11 protein-coding genes are annotated in these 14,201 nt (G+C 60.6%); all 11 read right to left on the bottom strand.

Annotated features, from left to right (window positions below):
* Positions 1-78: 78 nt before the first annotated feature.
* Positions 79-804, bottom strand: coding sequence for an ABC transporter ATP-binding protein (locus H1B37_RS09160; protein WP_220498118.1), 726 nt, complete (start codon positions 802-804; stop codon positions 79-81).
* Between the two features lie 11 nt (positions 805-815).
* Positions 816-2,057 carry an ABC transporter permease gene (locus H1B37_RS09155; RefSeq protein WP_182866338.1) on the bottom strand — a complete coding sequence of 414 codons (1,242 nt, stop codon included), beginning with the start codon at positions 2,055-2,057 and terminating at the stop codon, positions 816-818.
* Positions 2,058-2,079: 22 nt separating this feature from the next.
* Positions 2,080-3,336, bottom strand: a complete 1,257-nt coding sequence (locus H1B37_RS09150) for an efflux RND transporter periplasmic adaptor subunit (RefSeq protein ID WP_220498117.1) — start codon at positions 3,334-3,336, stop codon at positions 2,080-2,082.
* 286 nt (positions 3,337-3,622) lie between these two features.
* Positions 3,623-4,093, bottom strand: a complete 471-nt coding sequence (locus H1B37_RS09145) for a YraN family protein (RefSeq protein ID WP_182866336.1) — start codon at positions 4,091-4,093, stop codon at positions 3,623-3,625.
* 225 nt (positions 4,094-4,318) lie between these two features.
* Positions 4,319-4,672 (bottom strand): 50S ribosomal protein L19, encoded by a 354-nt coding sequence (gene rplS, locus H1B37_RS09140; RefSeq protein WP_147866485.1) that lies wholly within the window; start codon positions 4,670-4,672, stop codon positions 4,319-4,321.
* A 66-nt stretch (positions 4,673-4,738) separates the two neighbouring features.
* Positions 4,739-5,434, bottom strand: coding sequence for a tRNA (guanosine(37)-N1)-methyltransferase TrmD (gene trmD / locus H1B37_RS09135; RefSeq protein WP_182866335.1), 696 nt, complete (start codon positions 5,432-5,434; stop codon positions 4,739-4,741).
* Between the two features lie 59 nt (positions 5,435-5,493).
* The gene (rpsP, locus tag H1B37_RS09130) at positions 5,494-5,925 is read right to left on the bottom strand and encodes a 30S ribosomal protein S16 (RefSeq protein WP_182866334.1); all 432 of its coding nucleotides are present in this window, start codon (positions 5,923-5,925) and stop codon (positions 5,494-5,496) included.
* 43 nt (positions 5,926-5,968) lie between these two features.
* Positions 5,969-7,444, bottom strand: a complete 1,476-nt coding sequence (ffh, locus tag H1B37_RS09125; RefSeq protein WP_182866333.1) for a signal recognition particle protein — start codon at positions 7,442-7,444, stop codon at positions 5,969-5,971.
* A gap of 134 nt (positions 7,445-7,578) precedes the next feature.
* Complete coding sequence (locus tag H1B37_RS09120; protein WP_182866332.1) at positions 7,579-10,878, bottom strand: alpha/beta fold hydrolase; 3,300 nt, start codon at positions 10,876-10,878, stop codon at positions 7,579-7,581.
* A gap of 91 nt (positions 10,879-10,969) precedes the next feature.
* A complete protein-coding gene (locus H1B37_RS09115) occupies positions 10,970-12,118 on the bottom strand; it encodes a hypothetical protein (RefSeq protein WP_182866331.1) in 1,149 nt (382 codons plus the stop codon).
* A 302-nt stretch (positions 12,119-12,420) separates the two neighbouring features.
* On the bottom strand, positions 12,421-14,151 hold the full coding sequence (locus H1B37_RS09110) for a hypothetical protein (protein WP_182866330.1): 1,731 nt from the start codon (positions 14,149-14,151) through the stop codon (positions 12,421-12,423).
* Positions 14,152-14,201: the final 50 nt, after the last annotated feature.

Below are 14,201 nucleotides of genomic sequence, written 5' to 3'. Positions count from 1 at the left end.
CATTCTGCCCCTTTGCCTGCCCTGAACAGGAGAAACGGCAGAATGATACGGGGCAGAATGATGTTCAGTGAAGGAGATTCATGACGCGTCCGCGTCAAACTCGAGGGCCGCTTTGGCCTTGGCAAAATCGGTCGTGTCTTCAACCACCCGGCCGTCACGGAGCACGATCGTGCGTTCGGCGTTGCGCGCGATGCCCGGATCATGGGTGACCAGAATCACTGTGATCCGCTGTCGTTCATTTAGCTCCCGAAACAACGCGATCACCTCGCGACTGGTCCTTGAGTCCAAATTCCCGGTCGGTTCATCCCCCATCAAGATCGAGGGACGATTGACCAGTGCCCGGGCGATCGCGACGCGCTGCTGCTGACCGCCGGAGAGCTGGCTGGGATGATGATGATAGCGGTCACCCAGCCCGACCTGGTCCAACACTTCCCGCGCCCGATCGTGCCGCTGGCGAGCCGACATCCGCGGGCCATACATCAGCGGCAGTTCCACGTTTTCCAGCGCCGAGGTTCGATTGAGCAAATTAAAGTTCTGGAACACGAACCCGAGCTGTTTGTTGCGAATCCGCGCCCGTTGGTCACGAGTCATCGAAACGATCTCTTCACCGTCAAGCCGATAGCTGCCGTGCGTCGGCCGATCCAGACACCCCAGCGTGTTCATCAGGGTGGACTTGCCGCTGCCGGACGGTCCGACCAGCGCGATGAATTCGCCCTGTTCGATCTCCAAACTGACCGTGCGCAGCGCATGGACCTTGACTTCGCCCAAGTCGTATTCGCGTCTGACGTCTCGAAGTTCGATCAATGCCACGCGATTCACTCGTAACGGAGCGCGTCGATCGGATCCAACTTGCTGGCGCGGCGGGCGGGATAGAATCCGAAAAACACGCCGACCGCCGCGGCAAACCCCATCGCCACCAACGCCGCGGGAAACGACACCACCATCGGCCAATCCGTGCCCGGCTTGTACGCGTTGATCAACATCGTCGCGGCCATCGACATTGCCGTCCCGAGCGCCAATCCGATCACGCCGCCGATGCTGGACAACACCACCGATTCGATCAAGAACTGGCTCAAGATGTCTCGACCGCGAGCCCCCAAGGCCATCCGAATGCCGATCTCGCGCGTCCGCTCGGTCACCGAAACCAGCATGATGTTCATGATGCCGACGCCGCCGACGACCAACGAAATCCCCGCGATCGCCGACAACATCAACGTCAACGTCCCCGTGATCATCCCCAACATCCCCGCGACCTCCTCCATGTCCGTGATGTCGAAATCATCTTCTTCCCCCGGTGCGATGTCGTGCCGCTCGAGCAGTAGATTGCGAATCTGACGCGTCGCCACACTCATCTGATTCGTGCTCCGCGCCGACACCATGATTGCGTGGATGTTGTCCATCGGCGATCCGAGCAATCGCTTGCGGACCGTCGTCTGCGGCATCAACAACAAGTTGTCCTGATCATCACCGACCATGTTGGCGCCTTTCTTGGACAGGATTCCGATCACACGCACCGGCACGTTGTTCACCCGCAACGTCTGACCGATCGGGTTGGTGGTGCGAAACAGTTTCGGAATCAGCGTCTGTCCGATCACGCACACCTTGGCCTTGGAATCGAGGTCGGCTTGGCTGAAGAACGAACCGGCCTCCAGTCGCCAATTGCGGACCAACAAAAAATCGGTGCCGACGCCCAGCATCTCCTTTGGGCTCCAGTTCTCATTGCCGTAAATGACTTGACCGCCGGTGAACACCAGGGGTGATGCGGCCAACACCGCCGGGCATTGTGAACCGATCGCTTCGGCATCACCGGCGGTCAACGACGGCGCGTCGTTCTGGCGGACACCGCCGTCGGTGGTTTGCCCGGGAATCACAAAGATCACGTTGGTCCCCAGGTTGGCCAGTTCACCCTGCACCAACCGGTTGGCACCCTGGCCGATCGACACGATCGTGGTCACCGCCGCGATCCCGATCACCACGCCGATCACCGTCAACACGGCGCGCATCTTGTTTTTCAACAAGGCCCGCAACGCGATTCGAACGGTATCTAAAAGCGACATGGAAGGCTACGTTTTCAATGGACTACTGTTTGATCTGCTTGCCGGTCACCAATAAATCACCGACCGACAGATCGCCCGACTTAAGCTCCGTGAACCCGCTTTCGCTCAGCCCGGTTTCGATTTCAACGGCCCGCAACCACTGGCCATCGTCGACCCAGACGTGGCGTTTGTTACGCGACTTGCGCTTGGCCGCTTTCTCGACCGCCGGCAATTGCGACTGGTCCTCGTCGCGTTTGTCAGTGGACTTCCACAGCGACCCGTCGATCAGATGCCGATCCGACGGTCGCACCGATTCGATGTCGTCGGGAAAGAAACGCAGCGCGGCGTTGGGCAACTTGGGCACATCGGTGATCGAGTCGACTTCGAAGGAGATGCTGGCGGTCATTCCGGGCAACAGTTTTAAATCGGGATTGCCGGTCGCGATGACGACCGGATAGGTCACGACGTTTTGGTTGGCGACGCTGCTGACACGAATCTGTTCGATCCGTCCGGTAAACAACTCATCCGGGTGCGCGTCGACCGTGAACGTCACCGGCCGGGATTCGGATTGCGCCTTTTGCACCAGACCGATGTCGGCTTCGTCGACCGATGCGAACACGTGCACTTTGTCGCGCAAATCCGGCGCCACGATGAACAGCTCCGGCGTCTGGAACGAAGCCGCCAGCGTTTGCCCGGGATCAATCTTTCGATCGATGATCACGCCGTCGACCGGCGCGGTGATCTCACAATAATTCAAGTTCGCCCGAGAATTTTCCAGCGACGCTTCGGCCTGCTGAATCATCGCTTCGGCGACCTTCAACTGTGCCTCCAGCGATTGCAATTCAAACACCAACGCATCCATTTCGGACTCGGACAAAAAACCTTCACTTTTGGCGTACAGCTTCTGACCGCGCTGATAACTCTTATTCGCCTGGACCAACTCGGCCTCGATCCGCTCCCGTTCGGCCTGACGAGTGGCCAGCGTCGCTTCGTCTCTGGCCACGTCGGCTTTGAACAGTCGCGGGTCGATCGTCGCTAGCACGTCGCCCTTGTTGACCTGGTCGTTGAAGTCGACGTTCAACGCGTCGATCGGCCCCGAAACGACCGATCCGACCGAGACCGACTGGACCGGTCGCACCGAACCGGTGGAATTGACGTAGCGGGTCACGTCCCCGCGGACGATCGCCGCAGTCTCCCATCGCACCCGATTCCGCTGCTGCCAATACGTCACCGCCGGTTTGTAACCGAATGTACCGATGCCGATCAAAATGCCCATCGCGACCAGCATTTTGACAAGCATCTTCATTCAACCGCAGGCTTGAAAAAGTAGAACGGCGACCATTGCCCACTCCAGTCTAGCGAATCGAGCGGGTAAGCAAAAACATTGTCCGTCTGTTCGCGTTCCAATCGCCTTTCTTGGCAGCGATTCCCAGGTCGCGTTCTTAACCGCTGCCCCTTCCTACCTCCAAAATCTTCCTACCTCTCCTCGCGGCTACCGGTTTCCGATCACGTCGGTGGGAGCCCATAGAGCGATAGCGGAACGATCCGGGGCAGAATGATGGGTGCGCGCGCAGGCGGGCATCGGGTCAGGACCACATTTGAAAATCGCCGGCGGCTTCGAAGGCGTGTTCGTAGTGCTCGACGCGGACCGGCGCCGGTTCGCCCTTGGGCCACCAGATGGCGATCACGTCGAATCGGCAGGGCGTGCCGAGAAGGTTGCGGCGTTTAAGAAACCGCAGCGCGGCGCGGGTGATCCGGGCTTGCTTGTTTTCGTCGACCCGATCGGCCGGGTGTCCGGGACGAGTCGTTTGCAGCGTTTTGACTTCGACAAAGATGACGCTGCGCGAGCGTTTGTCGGCGGCGATCACATCGATCTCACCGGCGCGGTCGGATTCGCTTTCCGCGACGACCACCAGCCCCTTTTGGCGCAGCAACCGCGCCGCCACCTGCTCGCCTTGGCGGCCGATCGGCGCTTCGGGATCGATCCGCCCGTAACGCCAGTCGGTGTAGCGATGATGAATTCGGCGAATCGCAGCGGGCAGCGAGGTGCGTTGCATGGTCGCGAAACAGCGATTGGCTTGTTGGATGAATCCGATGCTCGGAACCCACAACGATCATGCCAGCCCGACGCGTGAGCGAGGGGCCACCCGGCGCCCCTCGCTCACGCGTCGGGCTGGCAACGTTGCATTGCCCCTTTCGCGTCCAGCGCTTCAGCAAACCGTTGGCGGCTGTCGCAATGCCAAGTGGACTGACAGGCTGGAAGCCTATCCCACTGGTTCCCGCTACGATCGGCGGCGTTCTTTCAGACGGACGGCCTTACCGACGCGGTCACGCAAGAAGTACAGTTTGGCGCGACGGACGACACCGCTGCGTTTGACTTCGACCTTTTCGATACGGGGGCTGTGCAGCGGGAACTTACGCTCGACGCCTTCGCCGGCGACGATGCGGCGGACGGTGAACATCTCCTTCGATCCGCTGCCGGACATCGCGATCACGACGCCTGTGAAGACCTGGATCCGCTCCTTGTTGCCCTCGAGAATTCGCAGGTGAACGTCAACGGTATCGCCGATTTCGAACTTCGGCGGGTTTTCTTTGATGGAGGTCTGTTCGACCTTGGCCAGAATTGCTTGGCTCATCGTTCTACTCTCTTCGTCTGACTGATCGCCGAAGTCACCAGACCTCGGGCGTGGAATGGGTGCTATCTATTCTTCTTCGTCGAACAAATCTGATCGACGTTGTTTCGTTCGGATCCGGCTTTGCTCGGCCCGCCACGCGGCGATCGCCTCGTGGTTTCCGCCCAGCAAAACGTCGGGAACACCGTGCCCGCGAAAGTCTCGTGGCCGCGTGTACTGTGGGAATTCCAACAACCGGTTCCCACGGCTGAAGGAATCATCGACATGGCTGTTTTCGTCACCGAGCACGCCGGGCAACAACCGCACAACGCCGTCGATGATCGTCATCGCCGCGACCTCACCCCCGTTCAGGACAAAGTCGCCGACACTCACTTCCTCTGGTTCCAATAGGTCGACCACTCGTTGGTCGAACCCTTCGTACCGTCCGCACAGCAACATCACTCGGTCGCTGGTCGCCAAGTCCTCGGCCATGCGTTGGTCAAAGCGTTTGCCTTGCGGCGTCAGCAAAATCTTCCTGGCCGGCGTCTGTGCCATCCGCTCGATGTCCTCCACGCAGGGCACGGTGACATCGACCTGCAACAGCATCCCCGGGCCTCCGCCGAACGGGCGGTCGTCCACTTTTCGGTGCGGCGTGTCGGCGGCCCAGTCTCGCAAGTTATGTCGGTGGATTTCGACCAACCCCTTGGCGATCGCTTTTTCCAACAAACTTTGCGTCAGGTAACCGTCGAAGATCGCCGGGAACAGCGTGACGATATCAAATCGCACTCGTCTCTCTCCCGCGATCCTGGTTGCCGATAAAAAGGGAACGGTTCAACCGCGTCGGATCATTCGGCCGTCGCTTCGGTTTCGGCAACCGCTTCGCCTTCGGCGGCGGGTTCTTCCGTAGCAGCCTCTTCGGCAGCCGGCTCTTCTTTGGCAGCCGGCTGTGGCGGTGCGGCGGGAGCGGGCGTGTATTCCTTTCGCTTGCCGAGTCGCTCGAGGGCTTCTTTTTGGGCTTCCAGGTGCGTTCCTTCGGTGCCGTACTTCTTGATCAACACGGCAACCTTTTCGCTCGGCTGCGCACCGACGCTCAACCAGTGATCGACGCGGTCACTTTTCAGCTGAACACGCGCGTCGGTCTCGGGGCACATCGGGTCGTAGTATCCCAACTCTTCGATCACCCGACCGTCGCGCGGCGACCGCTGGTCCATCGCACAAACTCGGAAGAAAGGTCGGTGGGTACGACCCATCTTTTTCAGACGGATTCGAACTGACATTTCAAACTCACTCCAGGGAAAAATAAATTGTGTTGGTGAATTGCTATCGCTTGTTTCGTTTTTTTTGACGCTTCAGCTTCTCGCGTTGCTTTCGCAACTTGGCGCGTTCGGCGTTGGACAATCGCTTGCCGGTGCCTTTTTTGACCCGCATGCCATCCAGGCTGCCGTTGCCGCTGGCCATCGCTCCTTGCAACTGCTGCATCATTTTGGCTCGATCCATCATCGAGCCACCCGCCATGCCCTGCATCAGCGGCTTCATGATTTCGAACTGTTTGACCAGCTGGCTGATCACCGGCGTTTGCACCCCGGCCCCCTTGGCAATCCGCGTCCGACGCGAGGCGTCGATGATTTTGGGGTTGCGCCGTTCGGCCGCGGTCATGGCATTGATCGCGCCGATGGTTTGCCGGATGCCGCCGGCCGCCTCTTCGCTTTCCAACGCTTCCTTGAATTGGCCCATGCCGGGCATCAAGCCCATCATGCGGCCCATCAGGCCGGGCTTGCTGACCTTCTCCATCATGTTCTTAAAATCGTCCAACGTGAAGTCGCCGGAAGCCATTTTCGCTTCCAACTCCTCGCGTTCCTTCTCGTCGACGATCCGGTGCGCCTCCGCGGCCGCGGCCACGATGTCGCCCATCTGCAGGATTCGGCCGGCCATCCCTTCGGGACGAAACGGCTCGAGTGCATCAAAATGTTCGCCGGTCCCGATGAATTTGATCGGGACGCCGGTGACGTGCTTGACCGACAGCAACGCCCCGCCGCGGGCGTCACCATCCAGCTTGGTCATCACGACGCCGTCCAGCTCCAACGACTTATTGAACGCATCGGCGCTGTTGACGGCATCCTGGCCGGTCATCCCGTCGACGACCAGGTAAACCTGGTCCGGGCCGACCTTTTTGTCGATCCGCGCCAGTTCCGCCATCAACTCCTCGTCGATGGCCAAGCGTCCGGCGGTGTCCAAAATCACGACCCGCGAGCCTTCCGCTTCGGCTTTGGCGACGCCGTTTTTGCAGACCTGGACGGGGTTTTTGTTGTCTGTTTCGCTGTAGACCGGCACGCCCAATTGCTCGCCGATCACCTTCAATTGCTCGATCGCCGCGGGACGCTGAAGGTCCGCCGCCACCAACGTCGGCTTGATCTTTTGCTCGATCAACAACTGCGCCAACTTGCCGCAGGTCGTCGTTTTCCCGCTGCCCTGCAACCCGCACAGCATGATGATCGTCGCGCCATCTTTTTTCAGATGGATCGACGGGTCGACCGGGCCCAGGATCGACACCAATTCGTCATGGACGATCCGGACCAGTTCCTGCTCCGGCCGCAGACTCAGCAGCACCTTTTTGCCGAGCGCCCGCTCGGTCACGTGCCCCATGAACTCCTGGACGACCGGGTAACTGACGTCCGCTTCCAGCAGAGACCGCTGAACGATCTCCAACCCCTCGCGCATATTGCCTTCGGTCAGCTTGCCTTTGCCACGCAAGCTCTTGAACGCCGACTGCAAACCGTCTGAAAGGGAATCAAACACGCTGAAACAGGAAAATCACGAGTCAATAGACAACACCCCGCCGGTCGAAGCACCCAACAGGCGCACCGATAGCGGGCACGGGAAAGCCCGGCAGTGTACGAGGGGCAGGGCCGTTTTGTAAATGGAGAAAGCCCCTACTTTGCCAGCGGTTTCTCGGGTTCGGCCAACCCGGTGACCTGCAACACCCACTCCAACGGCCCGTCGACAGACACCAAACCGGTGTGAGTGGCCGAAAAAGTCTTCGTGCTCGTCGGATTCGGCAAACCCAACGCACTTTCCACGGTGACCGCTCCATCGCCCTTGCCATCAAACAGCTCCTCGGCGTCCATCAGCCGGTTGATCCGTGCGGCGTAGGCCTTGGAGACGGCCAGACGTGCCAGCTCCCCCGGCAACGCCGCGGCCAATCGGTCGCGTCGCGACTTGGTCAAAAAACTCTTGGTCCCGGCGGCCAGATGAAATTGAATCCCCGCCGGCCGCTCCCGACGATGCAATTGCCGCAAAAAATCGCTGCCCGGCTGGAGTGCCTCCGCCGCCTCCCCCCGACCGTCGGCGACCGTGTCGAGCGCCCCGCGTGTCCCCGTGGCCAACCGCACCACGACGTCGAACAACTCCAGCTCGTCATGAAACGACGCCAACGCCGAACCGCGAAAGGGGGTTCCTAGCGTCACCACGTGCGGGACCATCCGGGCCGGAAAATCACTCTCGGTCACCGCCCAGGTCGACACCAGACCGCCCAGCGAATGCGCGACCAGATGAACGTTTGCGTCGGGATGCTCGCGTCCGAATTCTGTCAGCTGCTCGGCCAACCGACGACCGATCTCCGCCGGCGGCCCGTCGTTGGGGTAATCAAATCGCATCGACGCGATCCCCTGCTCGACCAACGCTTCGGCGGCCCCGGCAAACGTCGACTCGCCGCCTTCCAGCCCGTGCACAAACACCACCACATCATCGGCATCACCGACGTCCTCCCGCCCGATCAACCGCGGCGGTGCCAGTTGCTTCATCAGGTCCCACTTCGGCGTCTGCTTCAGCTCGATCACCAACTCGTCGTCGCTGAGCTTGAACTGGATCTTTCCGACCAGCTCCAGCGTGACCAACCCGAGGCGATCTTGGTTGCCGAATTCGCGCCACCGCGGCGTGCCATCGGCTCGCCCACCCATCGCACGCCGCAGTTTGTTTTCGTCGTAACGCCCCTCGACCAGAGACAACCGGATCGTGGTTGATCCCGGCTCGGCCGATGCTTCGGTCGGCGGCTGCGCTAGCGCCGGTGTCGAATGGCTGCCTAGGATGACGGCAGCCGCGATCAACCCGACGGCCCGCACCCGCCGGATCCCCAACCGAGTCGACTGCATCCACAACACGAACCAAGACGCCGCAAAACAGATCGCGGAGATGACCGCCAACGCAGCGGCGGAGCTCCGCTGGACCGAGCCGGCTTGCTCGGGCGGCTCGGTGGTCACCGCAAACGAACGCAACCATTTGTCCCCGTAACGGGACAAGGTCGCATAGGAAAACAGTGACGTGGCCCACAGCGGTCGTTGTTCTTCCACCCAATCATCCTCCCACTCGTCTTCCCACTCGTCTTCCCAATCGTCGTCGTCCACTTCTTCGGCATCCTGCTGCTGCGTCAACACCGTCAGCGAATCATAGTCGGCCAGGGGCTCGTAACCGTCGGGGTCCGAGATCGCGAATGGCGCGCTGAATAGGATTTGAAACATCATGACAACCGGCAAGATCGCCGCGGCCAACAACGGCCCGCGCCCGGCCATCGCCGAAATCAACAACCCCAACATCGTCGCCGCGATCGACACGCCCAACAAACAGAGCACGACACCGGGCAACTGTGTCGCCCGCTCGTCGACAAAAAACGAACGCGCCAACCAGCGATCACGAATGACGTACAGCAACCCCGCAAACACCAGCGTCTGCAGCATGCCGGCGATCGCGAGCACGACCGTCTTGGCCGACAACAACTGCCCCCACGTCACGCCGTAGGACCGTTCGTAATCATACAGCTCGCGATCCCGTGTGATCGACAGATGGCTTCCGCTGGCCGACATCCAGATCACCGACACGACCGCCAAAAACCCCAACCGATTGATCGGCCCCATCTGCCCATAAAGCCCATCGGCGACATCGCGATCCGGGTCCGTCGGCACGCTGATCGCAATCGCAACGGCAAACAACACCGGTACCAATAGCAATCCGATCACCAAATGCGGGACGCGAAGAGGTCCCAGTGACAAACGCGACAATTTCGGCGAAGTCAGTTTTTGTCGTTCGCGACGAAACAGAATCGCCATCCGATTGCAAAAACGATACATCGCCGACGGTACGTCATCCTGATCGTCTGGCAATCCGAACTGACCGGGCGACGACGGCGCCGCGTCGGCGGTGCCCTCGACCGCGCCCCCATCAGGCGTGGCGCGCATCGTGATCACGCGGTCAAACGAATCGAGCACATGGCGGTGATGGGTCACCGCGACGATGGTTGCACCGCGGATGGCCAACGAGCGCAACAGCGCGATCACTTCGCCGGCCGTCTCGTGATCCAACCCGCTATCGGGCTCATCCAACACGATCACCCCGGCACCGGACAACAGCGCCCCGGCGATCCGGAACCGACGCAGTTGCCCGCCGCTCAGCTCTCCCGGAAACTTGTCCTTGGCCGACGCGGGCAACCCGACCGAATCGAGTGCCGCGTCGATTTCAAAGGGCAGCGGCTGGCGTCCGTACAGCCCCGCGATCGCGAGCAAGGCATCGCGGAGTCTTAAGTCGTGATGCACCAAATCACGTTGCGGCACGAAAAACACGCGGCCGGCCGTGTCGACGTCTCCGGCCAGTCCGCTGCCGTCACGAATGGTTTCCAACAACGTCGACTTGCCACAACCGCTGGGACCGACAAGCGCCGTCATTTCACCGCGGGAAAGGTGCAGCTTGGTCGCGGTCAAACGCCCGTCCACTTCCGCATCCACGGCAAGATCGAAGCCGGCGATCGGCGTGACCGGCGCCAGCAGGCCTTTGGTCTGGTTGAACTTCCACCCCAGCGGACCGATTTGAACCACCGCACCGTCGACCATTTGTGCGAGCGACGTCGACCGCCCATCGACAAACACGCCTCGCTGATCGGGACACAGATCGACCAGCCAGACCGAGTCCGATTCGCCCGCCAAGAACGCGACGTGCCGCGGCTGCAGTTCGCGATGCCGAAACGTCTGCACGTCGAATCCATCAAACGCCTGATCATCGCGGCCGACGATCACGCCGCGGTGATCGGCCAACCGAATCACCGCGCCGGCATTTTGAAATTCAATCGCGGGCCGCGTGACGACTCCGCCGTCCAGATTCGAACCGGGCGTGACTTCCAGTGCCCGATAAGTCGTCAGCGGAAACCCGCACCGCGAACAACTCCCCTGCCCTGCCCCGCCCGCCATCTGGCAACACGGACATGTCCCGCCGATCTCCCCCTCCATTTTTTGACCACCCAATCTTTTGACCTATTTCTACGGTCGCGTCGTCAACGAATCACTGCCCCTTGCCCAACAACTTGGCCTCATAGCGAAAATCCGTTTTCACATCGCGCTGCCATTTCGTGCCGAACAGCAAATGATTCTTGCTGCGAACGTTGGCCTGAATGTCGCAGGTCCCGTTGGCCAGCAGAACCAGGTAATCCGATTTGCCATAAAACACGCGTCCTTGGATGCCGCGGACGCGGGCGTCGTAGCGTTTGGCGTTCTGGTCCAGTGACATCGTCAGCTCGCCGCGCTGGATCGCCAGCTGACGACAGGTCTGGCCGTCGTAAGTTTCGTCACGCAAGTATTTTAATTTCAGCGAACCGTCGGACTGTCCGCCTTGCTGGTGAACCATCATTCCGCTGGCGTCCTTGGCATCGACTTCCCAACTGTCGCCCACGGGACGGTCGACATTTTCCATCACGTAGTAATCCAACAACGGATCGGCCGCTTCGGCCCAACGCCGAATGTCATCCAGCTTGACCGTGACCGGGCCATCGGTTTGCCGGACGCGTGTCACGCCCAACCCGTTGGACCAAACGACTTCGAACGTGCATCCGGAATACTGCGCGGGGTCTTCGACAAGTTGGGCTTCGTCGATTTGTGTCAACCGTTCGACGTCAAACCCACTGACTTCGGCCAATCGCGTCAACGCCCGTTCGTACCGTGGGTCGACCTTGCCGTACGTCACCACCAACTTGTAGGCGACGTCGGCCGGCGGCAATGCCGTACGGGTGACGTCGAGCAATTGCTCCAAACCGATCTTCAGGATCGGCGACGCTTCGCTGAAATCGGCAACACGCAACCGTTTCTCACTCGTGATCCGTTGCTGAGACGCTTCCAAGACTTCGATTTCAAAAGTCACGTCGCCGAATTGGTTGGACACCACGCGGGTCTTGCTGGAATAACGATTGGTGTAAACCACGTTGGTGCGGCCTTCGATGCCCCAGTTCTCGTTGACGGCCAACCCGCGAATCCGCAACACCTTCGACGCCGCCCAAGACTTCCCGACCGGGTAACGCTGCAACAGCTCACGCGTGTCGACCTTCGCACGCCTGGGTGACGACTTGTCGGCGCCCAACGACAGCCACTCGCTCGGATCGACCGCCGGTGACGGACAGGCCACGGCGACGGTGATGAGGAAACAAAGTAGGTAACGCATCAGTGTGTTCTCCGAGCGGTTTCAAGTTTCAGGTTTCAAAATGCCGGGTCGGGAGATCGGCAAGGGATGCAGTTGCGGCGGAACAGGAAGGGGCAAAACGATGGGGGGCAAAACAATGTCAGGACCGACCACCGCCTCGCCCTACCACACCTCTCTGCCGCACATCATTTCCGGCTCTGGGATACTCCCCCCCTGCCCTATCAACCTGCTGCCAACGTTCTCTCTTCCATCATTCTGCCCCGCATCATTCTGCCTTCCATCATCCTACCGTCCATCGTCTTGCCCCCATCGTTTTGCCCCCATCAATCCAACCCGAACGGCAAATCATCCATCGGATCCACCACTTTCCGTTCCCCCGCATCGACCACCACCTCCGCGGCCGACGACGACTCCAGTTTCACCGGAGGCCCGAAGCGGACGTTGGTCGAAAGCAGCACGGCGTAGCCGCTTTCGCTGTTCTCCAGCTTCAACCCTTTGGCCAGTTGCCAAATCAACAGCGGGCTATCGAACGTGTGCTCGATCACGGTTTTATCCCAATAGGGGATCGAGCTGTCTTGTTGCACCCAATACGTCAGCGTCTCGCCGGCGTGATAGCCTTCGATCTGCAAGCCAATCGATTCATCGGTCCCTTCGACCGACGCCCACTCCCAATCCACCGTTTCCGAATCGGACGGCGTTTCGAAACCGATGACGTGTGCCAGAAACTTGTTGCCTTCAGCGACGTTGATCACTCGCGTACGAAGATCAAACGATCGGACCTCCAGTGCCTCGGCCAGCCATTGTCCCAAAAACTCCTTCACCAAACCGGACGGCATCAGGTCATGCTGCGTGCGGATTTCATCGATGCTGCGATCACTGCGAGCCCACTGGGTCCAACGGGAATGGGCCTGGCCGAGGGCGAGGATGCGGTCCTGAGCCTGCTGGATGACCACATCATCCCACGGTGCATCGACGGCGCGCTGGAACAGTTGGCGAAGTGTTTCGTCGGCGATCCGCCATTGCATTTGACCGGGCAATTGTCGCAGCTTGACCAAACGCTCGCGCCACTCGCTGGGCTGGAAATCAGCGGATGCCGCGATCGCTTGTTCCAACGCCCGCCCGGCGATCGCATCGGTCCAACGGTCACGGTCGCTGGGACGCACCGATGCCGGTTCGGGGACCGCGACGGCCACCGGCGTCGCGATCGCAGGGGGGGCGGTCATTTCAATCGACTCGGCTTGCCGCCGCAATTCATCCACTTGGGATTCCAAGGCCGCAATTTGCTGGTCGCGTTGATCTCGTTGCTGAACGTTCTGATAGGCGGCCCAAGCCAAGGCGGCCGAGGTCAACAGCAACGCTGCGGCGGCAACCAGAGTCGGTTTTCGGCCGCCGGACGAAAGACGCGTGCTCAAGTGGCCGATCGTCGCGTCGCTAACATTGCCGCTTGCCCCTTCGCGGATCAACGCGATGGCGAGTTTTCGCAGCCGTCGATCGCTCCGTGACCGTTTCAAGTTTTTGATCAGACTTTCAACGAACTTCCCATCCTGTCGGCTCAGTTCCCAGATCTTGTGCACCGCCGCGGAGGACAACGCGATTTCGGCCATCACGATACCCAGCGCGTACCAGTCATCGGCCGGTTGCGGCGGCTTCCCCGATTGCAGACGCGCGGTGGTCCAGTAAATCGATTCCGGGTCACCGCGGTGGACAGCATCGGCTTGAGCGGCCAGCGCCGGATCGATCCACAGCGTCGCTGCCGGTTCAGTCTCGGTCCCGCGATTATGAAACGACGCCGACGTGATGCGGCCGTAGCACAGCCCGGCGTCGTGCATCTTCTGGAGCGACCGGGCGACATCGACCCAGGAATCCGCCAGCGACCGCAAAGCCGACCGCTGCAGTCCATCGATCGGCAACGGCTCGAATCGACGAAAGGCATGTTGCGGCCGGTTTCCCTCAGCCGAGCCATCCCCAGCCAAAATCGGCAGCGAGCATCCCGGCAGCAGTTTTCCTGCGTCAAGCGTTGAGAAATCAGAACGATTGACGTCGTGTCGAGTCATCTCGGCTCAGGCGTAAAAACAGGGCGATTCGGGGCGCAGCACCAGTAGTT

It is taken from the genome of Stieleria mannarensis (assembly GCF_014154935.1).
Taxonomy (GTDB): domain Bacteria; phylum Planctomycetota; class Planctomycetia; order Pirellulales; family Pirellulaceae; genus Stieleria; species Stieleria mannarensis.
The sequence above is the reverse complement of the archived record's forward strand: the minus strand, read 5'-3'. Positions and strand labels throughout refer to the sequence as shown.